Consider the following 18,898-nt stretch of genomic DNA (forward strand, 5'->3'; position numbering starts at 1 on the left):
GAGTGTCAGCGGTGACCCGGAGACGTCGCGTGCGACCGTCCCCGCCACGTCCACGCGCATCGACGATCCATCGGCCGTTCGCGGTCTGCTTGGGGTTCAGAGCACCATGCGCGCCAACCTCGCGCCGGGGACATCCCCCTCGGATGGTCGTCGCGCCGACCTCGAGAACGCATCGTCAAGGGCCTGGACGGATCCCGCCCTGGTCGGGACAAACCTCGCGGGTACTTGAGGCGGATCGTCCGTCGGGACGCGTGTCTCCAGCCAGGCTTCGACGTCGGTCGGCCGGAACCTCAGCGAGCTCCCAACCCTCAGCGCCGTCGGGCCTGTCCGCTCGGCACACCACCGATACACGGTGCGTTCCGAGACCCCGAGGTGCCCGGCCAGCTGGGCCACACTCATCAAGGGGCGAAGTGATAGGGCACGTGTCTGATCGCTAGCTTTCGTCATAGCCTCCCTACACGCGGGGCAGATCGCTGCTGTGCGCATGCCCCACTTGACGTGGGGATACTGGAGGGAGTTTATGGACACGACAAAGCCCAGGCCAGTCGGTGCCGAACACCGTCTGACCTGGGCTTACTGTCGGGCTGACAGGATTTGAACCTGCGACCCCTTGACCCCCAGTCAAGTGCGCTACCAAGCTGCGCCACAGCCCGTGAGCCCCGGAGGGCTTCACCAGCCCTTCAGGGCCGAGAGAAACAATACCCCACTTTGGGCGTGCTCCGTGCATCGTCGCTGGTGAGTGGCACGGGTCACGCGCGTCCGGGGAGTCCTCGGCTGCGTCACAGGCCATGTCGAGGCCATGCCCAGCGCGCCACCAGTGCCCCACCAGGACGCCGTCAGCCCCCACCCGGTCCCAGCACTCCCCCAGCGCGCCCCACAAACGCCCAGGAGGGCCGCACGCGCCTTCCGGCACGCACGGCCCTCCCGTGGGGTCTCTCGACGTCTCACACGCCCCGCTGGAGCCCCACGGGCCCCGGCAGGAGGTGCGTCAGCGCTTGCGCTTCTCGCGCACGCGCACCGAGATCTCGATGGGCGTGCCCTCGAAGCCGAAGGTCTCGCGCAGGCGACGCTCGATGAAGCGGCGGTAGCCGGCCTCGAGGAAGCCGGTCGCGAAGATCACGAAGCGCGGCGGGCGCGTGGACGCCTGGGTCGCGAACAGGATGCGGGGCTGCTTGCCGCCGCGCAGCGGGTGCGGGTGGGCCGCGACGAGCTCGCCCAGGAACGCGTTGAGGCGCCCGGTGGGGATGCGCTTGTCCCAGGACTCGAGCGAGCGCTCGAGCGCGGGCACGAGGCGGTCGGTGTGCCAGCCGGTGCGGGCCGAGACGTTGACGCGCGGTGCCCACTGGATCTGGACGAGGTCCTTCTCGATCTCGCGCTCCAGGAAGGGGCGACGGTCCTCGTCCATGAGGTCCCACTTGTTGTAGGCGATGACGAGGGCGCGCCCGGCGTCGACGACCTGGGAGATGACGCGCGTGTCCTGCTCGGTGAGCGGGACGGACGCGTCGACGAGCACGACGGCGACCTCGGCCTTCTCGATCGCGGCCTGGGTGCGCAGCGAGGCGTAGAAGTCGGCGCCCTTGGTCTGGTGCACGCGGCGGCGGATGCCGGCGGTGTCGACGAACCACCACGGGATGCCCTTGAGGAGCACGAGCTCGTCGACGGGGTCGCGCGTGGTGCCGGCGACGGAGTCGACGACGACGCGGTCGGCGCCAGCGACCTTGTTCAGGAGCGAGGACTTGCCGACGTTGGGGCGGCCGACGAGCGCGACGCGGCGGGGGCCGGACGGCAGGACGACGGCATGCTCGGAGACGAGCGGCAGCGCCTCCATGGCGGCGTCGAGCAGGTCACCCGTGCCGCGGCCGTGCAGGGCGGAGACGGGGTGCGGCTCGCCGAGACCCAGGCTCCAGAGCTCGGTCGCGTCGGCCTCGCCGCGTGCGCCGTCGACCTTGTTGGCGCACAGCACGACGGGCTTGCCGGACTTGCGGAGCAGCTTCACGACGCGCTCGTCGGTGGCCGTGGGGCCCACCGTCGCGTCGACGACGAACACGACGGCGTCCGAGAGCGCGATGGCGACCTCGGCCTGCTCGGCGACGCGCGCCTCGATGCCGGCGACGTCGACCTCCCAGCCGCCCGTGTCGACGAGCGTGAACTGGCGTCCGGCCCACTCGGCCGGGTAGGAGACGCGGTCGCGCGTGACGCCGGGCTTGTCCTCGGTCACGGCCTCGCGGCGGCCGAGGATGCGGTTGACGAGCGTCGACTTGCCCACGTTGGGGCGGCCGACGATCGCGAGGACCGGCAGCGGCGCCTCGGGCTCGAGGTTCCCGTCCTCGTCGTACTCGCCGGACAGGAGCGCCATGTCCTCGTCGGCGAGCTCGTAGTCCTCGAGGCCGGCGCGCAGGGCGCGCTCGCGGCTCTCGTCGTCCTGCTCGTCACCTTCGGCGGCGAGCAGTGGTTCGGTGGTGTCCTCGGGCTGCCCGACGACGTCGCTCGCCTGGTCGATCGTCTCACCGGGGGTCTGCGACACCTCGTCGAGGGATGCCTGGGCATCGGGCTGTGCGTGGTCGGGTGTGGTCATGGCGACCATTCTCCCAGCAACCGGGCAGTTCTCCGAACGAGGACCGTGCGCGACACGCCCGGAGTGCACGACGTCACTGCGCGGGGCGTCCTCCGGGGACGAGGCGCTCGGGTCCGTCGACCGGCAGCGCGATGCCCGAGCGGCCCACGGCGCCGGTCACGAGCGTCGCGAGCGCGGCCCGGATCTGCTCGTTCGCGGCGTCGAGGGCGGCCTTGCCGCGCACGCCGTCGGCCGTCGAGACGACGACCGGCGTGCCGAACTCGACGTACAGGCGGCGACGGAACCCGGGGATGCGGTTGACGCCGTCGCCGGTGCGGCGCGTGCCGAGCACCGCGACGGGGACCACGGGCGCGTGGCCGTTGAGCGCGAGCCAGGCCACGCCGGCGCGCGCGGACGTGGCGTCGCCGCGCCCGCGGTTGCCCTCGGGGAACACGCCCACTCCTCCGTCGCGCCGCAGGACCGCGAGCGCCGTCACGAGGGCCGATCGTCCGCCGCGGCGATCGACGGGGATCTGCCCGGCCGCGTGCAGGATCCATCCGATCGGCCCGACGAACATCTCCTCCTTGACGAGGACGTGCAGGGGCCGGGGGGCGACGCCCAGCACGAGGGGTCCGTCGACGAGGCCCGTGTGGTTGGCGGCGAGCAGGACGGGTCCGGTGGCGGGGACGTGCTCGGCCCCGACCACGTGGGTGTCCCAGATCACGCGCGCGAGGAAGCGCCCCACCCACCGGGACCAGGCGGGCCCGGTGGGAGAGGGGACGTGCGGGGTGCTCACCGAGCGGTCCCCTCGCCCCCCGCGGCGGTGGTGGCCGTGGCGTGCTCGACGACGTCGAGCACGGCCTGAACGGTCTGCTCGAAGTCGAGGTCGGACGAGTCGACCGTCACGACGCCGTCGGCCGCGACGTGGAACTGCGAGACGGTCGAGTCGTCGCGGTCGCGGCGCAGCACCTGGTCCTTGGTGGCCTCGACCGCGGCCGCGTCGGCGGCGCCGTGCACCTCGAGCGAGCGGCGGGCCAGGCGCGCCTCCTCGCTCGCGGTGAGCAGGATGCGCACGTCGGCGTCGGGCGCGACGACGGTCGTGATGTCGCGCCCCTCGGCGACGATGCCGCGCCCCCCGGAGAAGCTCGTGTCAGCGCTCTCCGAGGGCGTCGACGACGTCGACGCCGTGGACGACTCTGCCGCGATGATGACGCGCTGCAGGCGGCGCAGCTCGGCGCGGACCGCGAGGTTCGTGGCCACGGCGCTCACGGCCGTGGAGATCTCGGTGGTCCGGATCGCCTCGCCGACGTCGGTGCCGTCGACGTGCACGGTCGGCGCGGCCGGGTCGATGCCCATGACGAGCGGCATGACGTCGACGGCCGCGGCGACCGCGGCCTGGTCGGCGAGGTCGACGCCCTCCTCGAGGCACCACCAGGTCGCGGCGCGGTACATCGCGCCCGTGTCCAGGTAGGCGGTTCCGAGGCGCTGCGCGACGGCCCGCGACACGCTCGACTTGCCGGACCCGGAGGGCCCGTCGATCGCGACGACCAGCCCGCGCCCCTCGGCACGGGTACCGTCCGCGCTCACTGGGCCAGGTCCTTGCGCAGCGACGTCGCTCCGTGCAGGTACACGTGCTGGACGTCGGCCCGCGGCACGTCGATCTCGACGTGCGCCATGAGCCGCACCACGCGGGGCAGCGCCCCGGGCACGCCGATCTCGACCGCGCACATGAGGGGCACGTCGCCGAGCCCCATCTCGCGGGCCGCGGCGGCCGGGAAGTCCGCGACGAGGTCGGGCGTGCAGGTGAAGAAGATCGAGATGAGCGACGCGGTGTCGATCTCGTTGGCGTCGAGGACGGCCTGGACGAGCTCGCGCGTGCGGTCGAAGAGGTGCTCGCGCTCGTCGACGTCGAGCTGCGTGGCGCCCCGGATGGCCCGGACGGGCATGGGTACTCCTTCGTACGGGAGGGTCGGGTCGAGCGTAGCGCCGCCCCGGGAGCGCGTGAAGACGCGCCTCCCGGGGCGGGAGGGCTGCTAGAGCCCGACCTCGCTCATGAGCGTGCCGAGCTCGGTGCGGCCCAGGACGCGGGTCGCGCCGGGGCGCAGGTTGCCCAGGTGGATCGACCCGATGCGGGTGCGCACGAGCCGGGTCACGGGGTGGCCGAGCTCCTCGAACATGCGGCGCACGATGCGGTGGCGGCCCTCGTGGAGCACGACCTCGACCATGCTGGCCTGCGGGGTCGTGTCGACCACGCGGTAGCGGTCGACCTTGGCCGGGCCGTCCTCGAGCTCGATGCCGTGGAGCAGCTTGTTCGCGACGTTGCCCGCGACGCGGCCCTCGACCGACACGAGGTAGGTCTTGGAGACCTCGTACTTGGGGTGCGAGAGCCGGTTGGCGAGCTCGCCGTCGTTCGTCAGGAGCAGGAGGCCCTCGCTGTCGGCGTCGAGGCGCCCGACGTGGAAGAGGCGCTCGGGGCGCGTCGCGACGAACTGCGTGAGCGCGGGGCGGCCCTCGGGGTCGTGCATCGTGGAGACGACGCCGAGCGGCTTGTTGAGCGCGATCGTCACGAGCGACTGGTCGAGCTGGACCCGCATGCCGTCGACGTGGATCACGGCCTTCTCGGGGTCGACGCGCACGCCGAGCTCGCGCACCACGACGCCGTCGACCTCGACGCGGCCCGCGGCGATGAGGTCCTCGCACGCACGGCGCGAGCCCAGGCCTGCGGTCGCGAGGACCTTCTGGAGGCGCACGCCGTCGGCGACGTGCACGTCGCGCTGCGGGCCCTTGGGGGCAGCGGGGCGACGCGGCGGCTTGCTCTTGCCCGCCTGCGGGTCGCCCGCCCACCCGCGACCCGCGCCCGAGCGGGGGGCCGAGGAGCGCTGACCTGCCGGCCGGCCACCGCCTGCGTGGCCACTGCCCGGTCGACCGGTGCCCGAGGAGTTCTCGGACCGCTGTCCTCGGGCGGCCGGTCGGCCACCCTCGCGTGCGCTGCTCATGATGTTCCTTCGTCGTTCGTGCTGGGTCGAGCGTCTGTGGGCAGGGCCAGCGACCGCGGCTGTGCGCGGTCGCTCCCACCCCCGGACGCTCCGAGTGTGCTGTCGGCGGCGTCGAAGATCGAGTCGACGTCCGGCAGGTGCGGCGCGAGGGCGGGGAGCTCGTCGAGCGACGAGAAGCCCATGCGCTCCAAGAAGTATCCCGTGGTTCCGTACAGGACCGCACCCGTCGAGGGATCCTGGCCGACCTCCGCGACGAGCCCGCGGGTCGTCAGCGTCCGTACGACGCCGTCCACGTTCACGCCGCGCACGGCCGAGATCTGGCCGCGCGTGACCGGTTGACGGTACGCGACGACCGCGAGGGTCTCCAAAGCGGCCTGCGTCAGGCGCGCGCTCTGGCCCTCCAGGAGGAAGCGCCCGACGACGTCCGCGAACACCGGCGCCGAGTACACGCGCCACCCGCCGCCCGCCTGGCGCAGCTCGAAACCGCGGGGGCGCCCGCCCAGCTCGCCGCGGTACTCGGCCGACAGCTCACCCAGCAGGTCTTCGACCTCGCGCTGGGGCAGGCCGAGCGCGGTCGCGAGCTGGACCGCGGGGATGGGCTCGTCGGCGACCATGAGGACCGCCTCGAGCGCGGCGAGCGCCCCGCCGGGAAGGTGCTCGGCGCTGAACGTGGGCAGGGCGTCGTCCTCGGTCGCCCGACCCCCAGCGGCCTGCGCGTCGGCGGTGTCCGCGGGGTCGGCGCCGTCCACCGTGTCCTGGGTCATGCTCTCCTCGTTCATGGGTCCGTCCGTGTCGTGGGGTGCGCGTCCGCCGCCGGGGCGACGGTGCCGGTGACGCCAGTGCTGTCGGCCTCGTCGCCCACCACCGCGTCGGGGGCGGCACCTGGGTCCTCGGCGTCGTCAGCAGCGTCCTCGGCGTCCTCGGCGTCCTCGGCGTCGAACTCCCCGCCCACGGCGGCGAGCGCACCGCCGTCCTCGCCCTCCGCGCCGTCGCTGCCCGTCCAGCGGACCGTGAGCTCGCCGAGCGCCTCGACCTGCTCGAACGCGACGAGCCCCTCGCGGAACAGCTCGAGCAGCGCGAGGAAGCGCGCGACGACGACGAGCGTCTCGCCCGCGTCCGCGACGAGCACGCGGAACGAGGCCGCGCCCTCGCGCCGCAGCAGCCCGACGACGATGCCCGCCTGCTCGCGCACGCTCACCGCGGGTGCGTGCAGGTGGGTCAGGGACACGCCCGGCGGTGGCGCCTTGGGCTCCATGGCCTTGGCCGCGAGCGCCGCGAGCTGGTCGGGGCCGAGCTTCCACACGAGCTCGGGCAGCAGGGCCGCGAGGTGCGGCTCGAGCTGGACGATGCGCGGAAAGCGGCGTCCCTCGGTCGCGAGCCGGTCCGCGATGACCGCGGAGACCTGCTTGTAGGCGCGGTACTGCAGGAGCCGGGCGAACAGGAGGTCGCGGGCCTCGAGGAGCTCGAGGTCCTCGGCGCTCTCGACGTCGCCCGTGGGCAGCAGTCGGGCGGCCTTGAGGTCGAGCAGGGTCGCGGCCACGAGCAGGAACTCGCTCGCGGTGCCCAGGTCCCAGCCGGGGTGCCCGTCCCGCCCCGGACGGGGGCGACGGGACCGGGCGACGGGCGCGCCGCCGTCGGGCGGGAGCTGGCCTGCCTCGGCGCGTGCGGCCTCCTCGGCCTCGCGCGCGAGGCGTTCGGCCGTGCGGATGTACGCGATGAACTCGTCGGTGACCTGCGCGAGAGCGATCTCGGTGATGTCGAGCTTGTGCTTCGCGATGAGCGAGAGCAGGAGGTCGAACGGGCCCGAGAAGTTCTCGAGGTGCACCTCGAACGCGGGGTTGCCGTTCCGGTCGGTCGCGGGGGCCGCTGGAGGTGTCGCCGTGGCGTCCTGCGCGTCGGTCGACGGTGGGGCGGGCTGCAGGTCCTGCGGGTCGGCGGCCCGGGTGGCCACCGGTGCGGTGTCAGGCAGCGTCGCCACGGGCGACCAGCTCGCGGGCGAGCTGACGGTAGGCGACCGCACCCGGGTGGGACGGCGCGTAGACCGTGATGGGCTCGGCCGCGACCGACGCGTCGGGGAACTTCACGGTCCGCCCGATCACGGTGTGCAGGAGCTTGTCGCCGAAGGCCTCGTGCACGCGGGCCACGACCTCGCGCGAGTGCAGGGTGCGCGAGTCGAACATGGTCGCGAGGATCCCGTCGACCTCGAGGCGCGGGTTGAGGCGGTCGCGGACCTTCTCGATGGTCTCGACGAGCAGCGCGACACCGCGCAGCGCGAAGAACTCGCACTCGAGCGGGATGAGGACCCCGTGCGCCGCGGTGAGCGCGTTGACGGTCAGCAGGCCCAGGGAGGGCTGGCAGTCGACGAGGATCACGTCGTACTCGTCCTGCACGGGGCGCAGGACCCTGGCGAGGACCGACTCGCGCGCGACCTCGCCCACGAGCTGGACCTCGGCCGCGGACAGGTCGATGTTCGCGGGCAGCACGTCGAGCCCGTCGACGGCCGTGGGGACGATGACCTCACGGATGTCCGCACCGCGCTCCATGAGCAGGTTGTAGACCGTGCGGTCGAGCTCGTGCGGGTTGACGCCCAGGCCCACCGACGCGGCCCCCTGCGGGTCGAAGTCGACGAGCAGGACCTTGCGCCCGTACTCGGCCAGCGTCGCGCCCAGGTTGATGGTCGTGGTCGTCTTGCCGACCCCGCCCTTCTGGTTGCACATCGCGATGATGCGCCCCGGCCCGTGCGTGGCGAGCTGCGCCGGCACGGGGAAGTCGGGGATCTCGCGGCCGACCGGATCGATCCGGGGGGCGTTGTCGGGTGCGACGGACGCACCACCGTCGGCGGCGCCCGCGGCCGTGGCGACGCGTGCGTCGTACGGTCCGGCGGCGTCCTGGATCTCGCTCGGGGCCTGGCTGCTCACGTCCGCCACGGTACCCCAGGGGCTCGCGCGGGACGCGTGCACGCGCCGGAGTGGCGCGAACCCGCGCGACGCGCCGAGGGTCAGCCCAGCGCCCTCGGGTGGGCCGACGCGTAGACCTCGCGCAGCGTCTCGCGCGTCACGAGCGTGTAGATCTGCGTCGTGGTGACCGACGCGTGCCCCAGGAGCTCCTGGACGACACGCACGTCGGCGCCGCCCGCCAGCAGGTGCGTCGCGAACGAGTGGCGCAGCGTGTGGGGCGAGATCCGTTCGGGGTGGTCGAGGCCCGCGCGCTCGGCCGCGGTGCGCAGGACCGCCCACGCGCTCTGGCGGCTCAGGCGCGCGCCGCGCGTGTTGAGGAACACCGCGGGCGTCCCGCGTCCCGTCGCGGACAGCGCCGGGCGCCCCCGCACGAGGTACGCGTCGAGGGCGCGCACCGCGAACGACCCCACGGGCACGACGCGCTCCTTGGCGCCCTTGCCGAACAGCCGCACGGCCCCCGAGCCCAGGTCCAGGTCGTCGACGTCGAGGCTCACGGCCTCCGAGATGCGGGCACCCGTGGAGTAGACGAGCTCGAGCAGCGCACGGTCCCGCAGCGGTCCCGGCCCCTCCCCTGCACCGGCGGCCTCGAGGATGGCCTCGACCTCCTCGGTCGAGATGGCCTTGGGGAGCCGCTTGCCCTGCGCGGGCGGGCGCACCTCGGCCGACGGGTCGGAGTCGGTGTGCCCCTCAAGCGCGCAGAAGCGGTGCCAGCCTCGCACCGCGGCCACCGAGCGGGCCGTCGACGACGGCGAGAGGAGAGCGGCGCCGTCGGACCCCGTGCGGACCGTGGTGACGTACTCCGCGACGTCGGCCGGTGTCACGTCGGCGGGCTCCGCGCGGCCCCGGGCCGCGAGGTAGGCGGCGTACCGGGCGAGGTCGCGCCGGTAGGCCGCGACCGTGTTCTGGGACAGCCCGCGCTCGACCGTCAGGTGCGCGAGGTACTCGCGCACGGCGCGGTCGAGCGCCACGGGCAGGGGCGCGGGCCCTTGGTTCTCCGGGGCCGCGGTCCCGTCCACGCCGTCAGGCCCGACGGCGAGCGCGGGCTTCCCCGCGGCGGCGCGCGTCATCGCGCACCGGCTGCTCGTCGCACGATCATCCCGTGGGTCCCGGGCCGGCCGTCAGAAGGGGAGGAACACGTCGACCGCGACCGCGACGAACAGGAGGGTCAGGTACGTGATCGAGGCGTGGAAGACCTTCATGGCTCCGAGCTTGCCCTTGGTCGGGTCGTTGGCCCGGCGCAGCATCATGACGCACAGCGCCAGGAACCAGGCACCGAGGCCGATCGCGACCACGCCGTAGACCCAGGTCATGGGCGCGAGCCACCACAGGGCGAGCGACGAGGCGATCATCGCGACCGTGTAGCCGATCATCTCGCGGGCGACCTTGCGGTTGTCGGCGACGACGGGGAGCATCGGGACGCCCGCGTTCGCGTAGTCCTTCTTGAACTTGATCGACAACGGCCAGTAGTGCGGCGGCGTCCAGAAGAAGATCACGAGGAACAGCGCGACCGCGGACCAGCTGAGCGAGCCCGTGACCGCGGACCAGCCGATGAAGACCGGCATGCAGCCAGCGATGCCGCCCCACACGATGTTCTGCGGCGTGCGGCGCTTGAGGATCATCGTGTAGCCCACGACGTAGATCGCGATGGCTGCGAACGTGAGCCAGGCAGAGGGCGCGTTGACGAGCAGCGCGAACCACAGGAGCGCGACCACGCCCAGCGCCGTCGCGAAGACCAGCGCGGCGCGCGGCGAGATCTCGCCCGTGACGAGCGGACGCCGCTTGGTGCGGTTCATGAGCTCGTCGATGTCGCGGTCGATGTAGCAGTTGAAGACGTTCGCCGACGCCGCGGCGAGCGTGCCCCCGACGAGCGTCTTGACGACGAGCCAGAAGTCCGGGAAACCGCCCTGGGCGAGGATCATGGTGGGCAGCGTCGTCACGAGCAGGAGCTCGATGATGCGAGGCTTCGTCAGGGCGATGTACGCGCCGATCGTGCTGCGGATCCCCGCGACGGCGCTGCCGTCCGCGGCGACCCGGGGCTGTCCGGCGACCTGCGCGGTCGCGGCAGCACGAGACGGAAGACCCGTCTCGTCGATCGGTGCCTGGCTCGTGGTGTGCACGCGCTTCGGGGTTCCGTTCTGGCGAGGAAAGCTGGGGGGCGTCGTCCGGCAGTCGGTGCGTGTCGGCTCCGACCCGCTGGACATCCGTCCTATGTTACGTCGACCCCTTCGCCGCCGCCGCCCTCCGGCTCGTACAAAAGTGTGAGATCCGACCGAAATCCACGTGGTGGGCGGGGCAGGGCGCCGTCCGGGGGTCCACGTATAGGCTGGGTGGAGCAACCGACGGCCTGGTGCCCCGGTGGGCACCCCGAGGGCTCCGACCCCTGGCACCCACCGTCGCGACCGGCCGGTCGCCTGCCCGGCCCCCCGCTCCGCCTGTGAGCGACCGGGTGCGTGCGACGGAATAGTTCATCGGTTGATCTTTGTTGTTCCGACGATGATCCGGGGCCAGGCTCCGGACGGGAAAGAGGTCCGGTGAACGCGTTCGTTCCTGCCAACCAGCCCCTCGAGTGGTCCCCCCTGGACGACCAGGCTGTCAAGACCGTCAAGGCCCTCGCGGCGGACGCCGTCGAGAAGGTCGGCAACGGCCACCCGGGGACCGCGATCTCCCTCGCCCCCGCCGCGTACCTGCTCTTCCAGAAGGTCATGCGCCACGACCCCGCCGACTCGCACTGGGTCGGCCGCGACCGGTTCGTGCTCTCCGCGGGCCACTCGTCGCTCACGATCTACCTCCAGCTCTTCCTCGCCGGCTACGGCCTGGAGATCGAGGACATCGAGGCGCTGCGCACGTGGGGCTCCAAGACCCCGGGGCACCCCGAGTACAAGCACACCAACGGCGTCGAGATCACTACGGGACCCCTCGGCCAGGGCCTCGCGTCCTCGGTCGGCATGGCCATGGCGGCCCGCCGCGAGCGCGGCCTGCTCGACCCGTCGACGGCCCCCGGCGAGAGCCCGTTCGACCACCACGTCTACGTCATCGCCTCGGACGGCGACCTGCAGGAGGGCGTGACCTCCGAGGCCTCCTCGATCGCGGGCCACCAGCAGCTCGGCAACCTCATCGTGATCTGGGACGACAACAAGATCTCGATCGAGGACGACACCGACATCGCGTTCACCGAGGACGTCCTCGCGCGCTACGCGGCCTACGGCTGGCACACCCAGAAGGTCGACTGGACCCAGGGCGGCACGGGCTACGCCGAGAACGTCGACGAGCTCGCCGCGGCCGTGGCCGCCGCGCAGGCCGAGACCGGCAAGCCCTCGATCATCGCGCTGCGCACGATCATCGGCTGGCCCTCGCCCACCAAGCAGAACACCGGCGGGATCCACGGCTCGGCCATGGGCGCCGACGAGATCCGCGGCCTCAAGATCGAGCTCGGCCTCGACCCCGACAAGACGTTCGACGTGCCCGCAGAGGTCCTGGCCTACACGCGTGCCGTGGGCGAGCGCGGCGCCGAGCTGCGCGAGCGCTGGGACACCGCGTTCGAGGCCTGGAAGGTCGCCAACCCCGCGGGGCACGCGCTCCTGCAGCGCCTCGAGGCCCGCGAGCTGCCGGCCGGCTGGACCGACTCCCTGCCGACCTTCGAGGCCGGCAAGGACGTCGCGACGCGCGCCGCCTCGGGCAAGGTCCTCTCGGCCCTGGCCGACACGCTGCCCGAGCTCTGGGGCGGCTCGGCCGACCTCGCCGGCTCGAACAACACGACCATGGACGGCGAGCCCTCGTTCGTGCCCGCCGAGCACGCGACCAAGAAGTTCCCCGGTCACGAGTACGGCCGCACGCTGCACTTCGGCATCCGTGAGCACGCCATGGGCTCGATCCTCAACGGCATCGTCCTGCACGGCGGGACCCGCGCCTACGGTGGGACGTTCCTCACGTTCTCCGACTACATGCGTCCCGCGGTCCGCCTCGCGGCCCTCATGGAGATCCCGTCGACGTTCGTCTGGACGCACGACTCGATCGGCCTGGGCGAGGACGGCCCCACGCACCAGCCCATCGAGCACTTCGCCGCGCTGCGCGCCATCCCCGGCCTCGACGTCGTCCGCCCCGCGGACGCCAACGAGACCGCGTGGGCCTGGCGCACGATCCTCGAGCACACCGACCGCCCGGCCGGCCTCATCCTGACCCGCCAGAACGTCCCGACGTTCCCCCGCGGCACGGACGGCTTCGCCGACGCCTCGGGCACCGCGAAGGGCGGCTACGTGCTGCTCGACACCGAGGGCACGCCCGACGTGATCCTCATCGGCACGGGCTCCGAGGTCCAGCTCGCGGTCGAGGCGCGCGAGCAGCTCGCGGCCGAGGGCATCGCGGCGCGCGTCGTCTCGCTGCCGAGCCGCGAGTGGTTCGACGCGCAGGGCCCCGAGTACCGCGAGAGCGTGCTCCCGGCCGCCGTCAAGGCCCGCGTCTCGGTCGAGGCGGGCATCGCCCAGGGCTGGCGCGACCTGGTCGGCGACGCCGGCCGCTCCGTGTGCCTCGAGCACTACGGCGCGTCCGCGGACTACAAGATCCTCTACCGCGAGTTCGGGATCACGTCCGAGGCCGTCGCGGCCGCCGCGAAGGAGTCGATCGAGTCCGCTCGCACCGGCGCGGCTCCCGGCGGTGTGGCGATCCCCTCGGTCGGTGGCACTGGCGACCAGCTCTGACCATCCGTAGATTCCAGGAGGGGGCGGGTCTCGCCCGCCCCCTCCTGGGACGTCCGTGAGGACGGACGCCAGACGACGAGAGGGAGAACCGTGACCGTGCACCACAGCGCAGCACCAGCACCCGTCCGCGAGCTGTCGGAGGCAGGTGTCTCCATCTGGTTGGACGACCTCTCCCGAGAACGGCTGCGCAGCGGCGGGCTCGCCGACCTCACCACCTCCCGCGCCGTCGTCGGCGTCACGACCAACCCCACGATCTTCGCGGGCGCCCTGGCGAAGGGCGACGCCTACGACGCGCAGCTCGCCGAGCTCGCCGCCGCCGGGACCGACGTCGAGGCCGCGGTCGAGCGGATCACGACGGACGACGTGCGCGCCGCGGCCGACGTCCTGCGCCCCGTGTACGACGCGACCGACGGCGTCGACGGCCGTGTGTCGATCGAGGTCGACCCGCGCCTGGCGCGCGACGCCGACGCGACCGTCGCGACCGCCGTCCGGCTGTGGCAGACGGTCGACCGCCCCAACGTCCTCATCAAGATCCCCGCGACCGTCGAAGGGCTCGACGCGATCGAGCGCACCCTCGCGCAGGGCATCAGCGTCAACGTGACGCTCATCTTCTCCCTCGCCCGCTACCGCCAGGTCATGGACGCCTTCCTGTCCGGCGTCGAGCAGGCGCGCGACGCCGGGCACGACGTGACGCGCATCGCGTCGGTCGCGTCGTTCTTCGTCTCGCGCGTCGACTCGGCCGTCGACTCGGCCCTGACCGCGATCGGGACCCCCGAGGCCCACGACCTGCGCGGGCGCGCCGCGATCGCCAACGCGCGGCTCGCGTACGAGGCCTACGAGCAGGTCGTCCAGACCGACCGCTGGCGCACCCTCGAGGCCGCTGGCGCCCACCCGCAGCGCCCCCTGTGGGCCTCGACGGGCGTCAAGAACCCCGACTACCGCGACACCATGTACGTCGACGAGCTCGTCGCCCCGGGCGTCGTGAACACCATGCCGCAGGCCACGCTCGACGCGTTCGCCGACCACGGCGTCGTGCTCGGGAACACCGTCGCGGGCACGTACACGGCCTCGCGCTCGGTCCTCGAGACCATCGAGTCGTTCGGCGTCTCGCTCGTCGAGGTCACCCAGCGCCTCGAGGACGAGGGCGTCGAGAAGTTCGAGGCGAGCTGGTCCGACCTGCTCGCGACCGTCGACGACGGCCTGGCCCGCGCGGCCGGCGACGCGTCGTGACCCGCGCCCTTCGCTCCTGGCCCGCGACGGTCGACACGGTCGTGGACGTCCTCCGGGCACGCCCCGACCACCGCCTAGGCTCTATCCCGGTCCGCAGGACGGACCTTTCGACCATTCCAGCCCACGCCGACGAGAACGGTGACATCAGTTGAGACCGGCAAAGATCAGCGCAGAGCACAACCCGCTGCGCGACCCGCGTGACCTTCGACTCCCCCGCATCGCCGGGCCCTGCGGCCTGGTCATCTTCGGTGTCACGGGCGACCTCGCCCGCAAGAAGCTCATGCCCGCCGTGTACGACCTCGCCAACCGCGGGCTCCTCCCGCCCGGCTTCGCGCTCACGGGCTTCGCCCGGCGCGACTGGGAGGACCAGGACTTCGCCCAGGTCGTCCACGACGCCGTCAAGCAGTACGCGCGCACGCCGTTCCGCGAGGCGACCTGGAAGCAGCTCGCCGAGGGCATCCGGTTCGTCCAGGGCGAGTTCGACGACGAGCAGGCGTTCGAGCGCCTGCGCGCCACGGTCGAGGGCCTCGACAAGGAGCGCGGCACGGGCGGCAACCACGCGTTCTACCTGTCGGTCCCCCCGAGCGCGTTCCCGCTGGTCTGCGAGCAGCTCTCGCAGTCGGGCCTGTCGCGCTCGAGCGAGGACGCCTGGCGGCGCGTGGTCATCGAGAAGCCGTTCGGTCACGACCTGCACAGCGCTCGCGAGCTCAACGACGTGGTCTCGAAGGTCTTCGACCCCGACTCGGTCTTCCGCATCGACCACTACCTGGGCAAGGAGACCGTCCAGAACATGCTGGCGCTGCGGTTCGCCAACCAGCTCTACGAGCCCATCTGGAACGCGAACTACGTCGACCACGTGCAGATCACCATGGCCGAGGACATCGGCATCGGGGGCCGCGCGGGGTACTACGACGGGATCGGCGCCGCGCGCGACGTCATCCAGAACCACCTCGTCCAGCTCCTCGCGCTCACCGCGATGGAGGAGCCCGTGTCGTTCGACGCCGAGTCGCTGCGGGCCGAGAAGCTCAAGGTGCTCTCGGCCGTGCGCCTCCCGCGCGACCTGGGACGCCACACCTCCCGCGGCCAGTACTCGGCCGGGTGGCAGGGCGGCGAGGAGGTCGTCGGGTACCTCGAGGAGGACGGCATCTCGCCCGACTCCACGACCGAGACGTTCGCCGCGATCCGCGTCGACATCGACAACCGCCGCTGGGCCGGGGTGCCGTTCTACCTGCGCACGGGCAAGCGCCTGGGCCGGCGCGTGACGGAGATCGCCGTCGTCTTCAAGTCGGCCCCGCACCTGCCGTTCGAGTCCTCCGCGACGTCCGAGCTCGGCAAGAACGCGCTCGTCATCCGTGTCCAGCCCGACGAGGGCGTCACGATCCGCTTCGGCGCGAAGGTCCCCGGCACCGCCATGGAGGTCCGCGACGTCACGATGGACTTCGGCTACGGGCACGCGTTCACCGAGTCCTCCCCCGAGGCCTACGAGCGCCTCATCCTCGACGTCCTGCTGGGCGACCCACCGCTGTTCCCGAGCCACGAGGAGGTCGAGCTCTCCTGGAAGATCCTCGACCCCATCACCGCGTACTGGGAGTCCAAGGGCACGCCGGACGCCTACCGCTCCGGGACGTGGGGCCCCGGGTCGGCCGACGAGATGATGGCCCGCGACGGTCGCACCTGGCGGCGACCGTGACCGCGACCGCACCGATCTCCCGCCTGTCCCGGATCCCCGGCCGGACCTCGAACTGGAGCCTCACCTCATGATCATCGATCTCCCCGAGACGACGACCAATGCGGTCAACAAGCGCCTCGTGAAGCTGCGCGACGAGGGCGGCGCCGTGGCCCTCGGCCGTGTCCTGACCCTCGTCGTCCTGGCCGAGGAGGCCGACGTCGAGGACGCGGTCGCCGCAGCCAACGGCGCCTCGCGCGAGCACCCGTGCCGTGTCGTGGTCGTCGCGCCCGCGAACAAGCGCACGGCGGCCCGGCTCGACGCCCAGATCCGCATCGGCGGCGACGCGGGCGCCAGCGAGGTCATCATCCTGCGCCCGTCGGGCCCGCTCGTCGCGCACACCGACACCCTCGTGATGCCCCTCCTGCTGCCCGACGCGCCGATCGTGGCCTGGTGGCCCCGGGAGACGCCCGACAACCCGTCGGCGGACCCGGTCGGCCAGATGGCCCACCGCCGCATCACGGACGCCGTCAACGCGGGCAAGTCGCTCCAGACGCTCCAGCGCCTGAGCAGGAGCCACCACCCGGGCGACACGGACCTCGCGTGGACCCGCGTGACGCTCTGGCGCGGCCTGATCGCGGCGGCGCTCGACCAGCCGCCGTACGAGTCCGTCACGGCCGTCGAGGTCGAGGGCGAGGAGCACCACCCCTCGGTCGACGTCCTCGCGGCCTGGCTCGCCCAGCAGCTCAAGTGCCAGGTCAAGCTGGTCCGCCGCCGCGGTGTCTCGGGCATCACGAAGGTGACCCTCGAGCGCAAGGGCGGCGCGATCGTGCTGTCCCGGCCCGACGGTCGCATCGTGACGCTGACCCAGCCGGGCCAGCCCGACCGCCGCATCTCGCTGCCGCTGCGCCAGCTCGAGGAGTGCCTGACCGAGGAGCTGCGCCGCCTCGACCCCGACGAGGTCTACGGCGAGGTCCTCACCAAGGGTCTCGCGAGGATCGGCGAATGACGGCCGAGGCAGGGGCCGCCGCTCGCGCGCACGGGGCGCGCCTCGTCGTCGTGCACCCCGACGCAGGCGTCCTCGCCGAGGCCGTCGCGGCCCGGCTGCTGACCCGCATCCTCGACATCCAGTCCGTCCGCACGCCCGTCCACGTCGTCCTCACTGGCGGCACCGTCGGGATCCGGTCGCTCGCGGCGATCGCCGCGCACCCCGTGCGCGACGCGGTCGACTGGACCGGCGTGCACCTGTGGTGGGGCGACGAGCGCTTCCTGCCGACGGGCGACCCCGAGCGCAACGAGACGCAGGCACGCGAGGCCTTCCTCGACCACCTGCCGACCCTGCCACCGCAGAACGTGCACGTGATGCCTGCGCCGGGCGACGGCGTCGGGACCCCGGAGGAGTCGGCCGCGCTCTACGCGGACGAGCTCTCGCGCTTCACGCCCGACGGCGGCGCGCACCTCGCGTTCGACGTCCTCCTGCTGGGCATGGGTCCGGACGGGCACGTCGCGTCGCTCTTCCCCGGGAACGCGGCGCTCGACGCCGACGGGGCGACGACCGGGGTGCACGACTCCCCCAAGCCGCCGCCCGAGCGCGTCTCCCTGACGTTCTCCGCGATCCAGGCGGCCCAGGAGGTCTGGGTCGTGGCCGCCGGAGCGGAGAAGGCCCCCGCGGTCGCCTCCGCACTGGCGGGCGACCCGGTGACGACGACCCCGGCGGCCGGGGCCCTGGGCACGCAGCGCACGCTGTGGCTCGTCGACGTCGCGGCGAGCCAGCACCACGCGCTGAGCCGCTGAGCCGCTGAGCCGCTGCCAGCACGACCGACGACCGCAGAAGCAGCCGACAGCACAGCGGGCCCCGTCCTTCCCGGACGGGGCCCGCTGTGCTGTCGTACCTGCCCCGGAGGGCCTTGCTGAGGGTGCGGACCGTTCACGGCCGCACGGGCGTCCTAGCGGCCGCGGCGTGCCCGGAGCGCGGCGAGCGCCTCGTCGAGGAGGGCCACGCCGTCCTCGTCGCTGCGACGCTCCTTCACGTAGGCGAGGTGCGTCTTGTACGGCTCGTTGCGCAGCGCGCTCGGCGGGTTCGCCGGGTCCTGTCCCCCGGGCAGCCCGCAGCGCGGGCAGTCCCAGGTCTCGGGCGTGACGATCTCCACCTCGGACGAGAAGCTCGGACGCGTCTCGTGTCCGTTGGCACACCAGTAGGAGACCCAGGTACGAGGGGCGACGTCGCCCCGCTCCGTCTCTCCCAGCGGGCCGGCACCGACGCGCGACCCCTTGATAGCACTACCACCAGCCACGACTTCACTCCCCTGACTTCCGACCGCCCGCGGAGCGGAACGGTTCCACACCCTGTGCCGACGGCGTCGGCGCCGGGTCAGCTGACCTTCTGGATGAGCCCCAGAAGGATGATCACGACGGTCCAGGTGATCGCGAACGTGATGGTGATGCGGTTCAGGTTGCGCTCGGCCACGCCGGAGCTGCCGGCGCTGCTCGAGATGCCGCCACCGAACATGTCGGAGAGGCCGCCGCCCTTGCCCTTGTGCATGAGCACGAGGAGGGTCAAGAAGCCGCTGGTGATGACCAGCAGGATCTGGAGGATGATGCGCAGCGCGTCCACGAGTACGTCCTTGGCTCTGGGTCCACGTCGAGAAGTCGAGAGCGGACCGCAACGGGTGTCCTGGACCGACCTGAGGCACAGGTACGGCACCGAGGACAAGGGTAGGCGACGCGGGCCCGATCCGACGAACCGTTCCGCCCGGTGGTCGATGCTGCCGGTCGGGACGCCACGCCGGACGGGCTACCGC

The 18,898-nt window shown here is 72.7% G+C and carries 18 protein-coding genes and 1 tRNA gene; 5 read left to right on the top strand and 14 right to left on the bottom strand.

Going from position 1 to position 18,898, the window contains the following annotated elements; all coding sequences use genetic code 11:
* Positions 1–96: 96 nt before the first annotated feature.
* The 12 genes from WFH32_RS19305 to WFH32_RS10700 all read right to left on the bottom strand — a co-directional run bounded on the left by WFH32_RS19305 (position 97) and on the right by WFH32_RS10700 (position 10,624).
* Positions 97–486, bottom strand: coding sequence for a helix-turn-helix domain-containing protein (locus WFH32_RS19305; protein WP_442946329.1), 390 nt, complete (start codon positions 484–486; stop codon positions 97–99).
* Between the two features lie 93 nt (positions 487–579).
* Positions 580–653: transfer RNA gene (locus tag WFH32_RS10650), tRNA-Pro, on the bottom strand.
* A gap of 335 nt (positions 654–988) precedes the next feature.
* On the bottom strand, positions 989–2,575 hold the full coding sequence (der, locus tag WFH32_RS10655) for a ribosome biogenesis GTPase Der (RefSeq protein ID WP_191796942.1): 1,587 nt from the start codon (positions 2,573–2,575) through the stop codon (positions 989–991).
* Between the two features lie 73 nt (positions 2,576–2,648).
* Positions 2,649–3,350 (bottom strand): lysophospholipid acyltransferase family protein, encoded by a 702-nt coding sequence (locus WFH32_RS10660; RefSeq protein WP_336707364.1) that lies wholly within the window; start codon positions 3,348–3,350, stop codon positions 2,649–2,651.
* Positions 3,347–4,141: a (d)CMP kinase gene (locus WFH32_RS10665; protein ID WP_336707366.1), complete on the bottom strand. Its 795-nt coding sequence runs from the start codon at positions 4,139–4,141 to the stop codon at positions 3,347–3,349. Before WFH32_RS10665 ends, WFH32_RS10660 begins: the two co-directional genes overlap by 4 nt.
* Positions 4,138–4,500, bottom strand: coding sequence for a chorismate mutase (gene aroH, locus WFH32_RS10670; protein ID WP_191796853.1), 363 nt, complete (start codon positions 4,498–4,500; stop codon positions 4,138–4,140). The genes WFH32_RS10665 and aroH overlap by 4 nt, the downstream gene beginning before the upstream one ends.
* An 87-nt stretch (positions 4,501–4,587) precedes the next feature.
* Positions 4,588–5,550 carry a pseudouridine synthase gene (locus tag WFH32_RS10675; RefSeq protein WP_138824506.1) on the bottom strand — a complete coding sequence of 321 codons (963 nt, stop codon included), beginning with the start codon at positions 5,548–5,550 and terminating at the stop codon, positions 4,588–4,590.
* Positions 5,547–6,314: an SMC-Scp complex subunit ScpB gene (gene scpB / locus WFH32_RS10680; protein WP_336707368.1), complete on the bottom strand. Its 768-nt coding sequence runs from the start codon at positions 6,312–6,314 to the stop codon at positions 5,547–5,549. The genes WFH32_RS10675 and scpB overlap by 4 nt, the downstream gene beginning before the upstream one ends.
* Positions 6,315–6,325: 11 nt before the next feature.
* A complete protein-coding gene (locus WFH32_RS10685) occupies positions 6,326–7,528 on the bottom strand; it encodes a segregation and condensation protein A (RefSeq protein ID WP_442946327.1) in 1,203 nt (400 codons plus the stop codon).
* Positions 7,512–8,348: a ParA family protein gene (locus tag WFH32_RS10690; protein WP_246857926.1), complete on the bottom strand. Its 837-nt coding sequence runs from the start codon at positions 8,346–8,348 to the stop codon at positions 7,512–7,514. Before WFH32_RS10690 ends, WFH32_RS10685 begins: the two co-directional genes overlap by 17 nt.
* A 200-nt stretch (positions 8,349–8,548) precedes the next feature.
* The gene (xerD, locus tag WFH32_RS10695; protein WP_336707370.1) at positions 8,549–9,574 is read right to left on the bottom strand and encodes a site-specific tyrosine recombinase XerD; all 1,026 of its coding nucleotides are present in this window, start codon (positions 9,572–9,574) and stop codon (positions 8,549–8,551) included.
* A gap of 51 nt (positions 9,575–9,625) precedes the next feature.
* Positions 9,626–10,624, bottom strand: coding sequence for a heme o synthase (locus WFH32_RS10700; RefSeq protein WP_318244185.1), 999 nt, complete (start codon positions 10,622–10,624; stop codon positions 9,626–9,628).
* Positions 10,625–11,038: 414 nt separating this feature from the next.
* Between WFH32_RS10700 and tkt the strand changes: the two genes are divergently transcribed.
* From tkt to pgl, 5 genes are all read left to right on the top strand, one after another.
* On the top strand, positions 11,039–13,201 hold the full coding sequence (gene tkt, locus WFH32_RS10705; protein WP_336707372.1) for a transketolase: 2,163 nt from the start codon (positions 11,039–11,041) through the stop codon (positions 13,199–13,201).
* Positions 13,202–13,291: 90 nt separating this feature from the next.
* Positions 13,292–14,431, top strand: a complete 1,140-nt coding sequence (gene tal / locus WFH32_RS10710; RefSeq protein ID WP_336707373.1) for a transaldolase — start codon at positions 13,292–13,294, stop codon at positions 14,429–14,431.
* 148 nt (positions 14,432–14,579) lie between these two features.
* A complete protein-coding gene (zwf, locus tag WFH32_RS10715; protein WP_336707374.1) occupies positions 14,580–16,121 on the top strand; it encodes a glucose-6-phosphate dehydrogenase in 1,542 nt (513 codons plus the stop codon).
* Positions 16,122–16,188: 67 nt separating this feature from the next.
* Positions 16,189–17,106 (top strand): glucose-6-phosphate dehydrogenase assembly protein OpcA, encoded by a 918-nt coding sequence (opcA, locus tag WFH32_RS10720; RefSeq protein ID WP_336707376.1) that lies wholly within the window; start codon positions 16,189–16,191, stop codon positions 17,104–17,106.
* Positions 17,103–17,891, top strand: a complete 789-nt coding sequence (pgl, locus tag WFH32_RS10725; RefSeq protein ID WP_336707378.1) for a 6-phosphogluconolactonase — start codon at positions 17,103–17,105, stop codon at positions 17,889–17,891. Before opcA ends, pgl begins: the two co-directional genes overlap by 4 nt.
* A 152-nt stretch (positions 17,892–18,043) precedes the next feature.
* Here the strand turns inward: pgl and WFH32_RS10730 are convergent, their stop codons facing one another.
* Both WFH32_RS10730 and secG read right to left on the bottom strand, forming a co-directional pair.
* Complete coding sequence (locus tag WFH32_RS10730; RefSeq protein WP_036572236.1) at positions 18,044–18,391, bottom strand: RNA polymerase-binding protein RbpA; 348 nt, start codon at positions 18,389–18,391, stop codon at positions 18,044–18,046.
* A gap of 77 nt (positions 18,392–18,468) precedes the next feature.
* Positions 18,469–18,711: a preprotein translocase subunit SecG gene (gene secG, locus WFH32_RS10735; RefSeq protein ID WP_056651589.1), complete on the bottom strand. Its 243-nt coding sequence runs from the start codon at positions 18,709–18,711 to the stop codon at positions 18,469–18,471.
* Positions 18,712–18,898 lie beyond the last annotated feature (187 nt).

It is taken from the genome of Oerskovia sp. USHLN155, from assembly GCF_037145535.1.
Classification (GTDB): Bacteria; Actinomycetota; Actinomycetes; order Actinomycetales; family Cellulomonadaceae; genus Oerskovia; species Oerskovia rustica.

Bases quoted from the DNA above. Each gene is read 5' to 3' on its own strand.
- scpB (WP_336707368.1), bottom strand. From the start codon at position 6,314: ATGACCCAGGACACGGTGGACGGCGCCGACCCCGCGGACACCGCCGAC.
- WFH32_RS10675 (WP_138824506.1), bottom strand. From the start codon at position 5,550: ATGAGCAGCGCACGCGAGGGTGGCCGACCGGCCGCCCGAGGACAGCGG.
- der (WP_191796942.1), bottom strand. From the start codon at position 2,575: ATGACCACACCCGACCACGCACAGCCCGATGCCCAGGCATCCCTCGAC.
- pgl (WP_336707378.1), top strand. From the start codon at position 17,103: ATGACGGCCGAGGCAGGGGCCGCCGCTCGCGCGCACGGGGCGCGCCTC.
- xerD (WP_336707370.1), bottom strand. From the start codon at position 9,574: ATGACGCGCGCCGCCGCGGGGAAGCCCGCGCTCGCCGTCGGGCCTGAC.
- opcA (WP_336707376.1), top strand. From the start codon at position 16,189: ATGATCATCGATCTCCCCGAGACGACGACCAATGCGGTCAACAAGCGC.
- aroH (WP_191796853.1), bottom strand. From the start codon at position 4,500: ATGCCCGTCCGGGCCATCCGGGGCGCCACGCAGCTCGACGTCGACGAG.
- WFH32_RS19305 (WP_442946329.1), bottom strand. From the start codon at position 486: ATGCGCACAGCAGCGATCTGCCCCGCGTGTAGGGAGGCTATGACGAAA.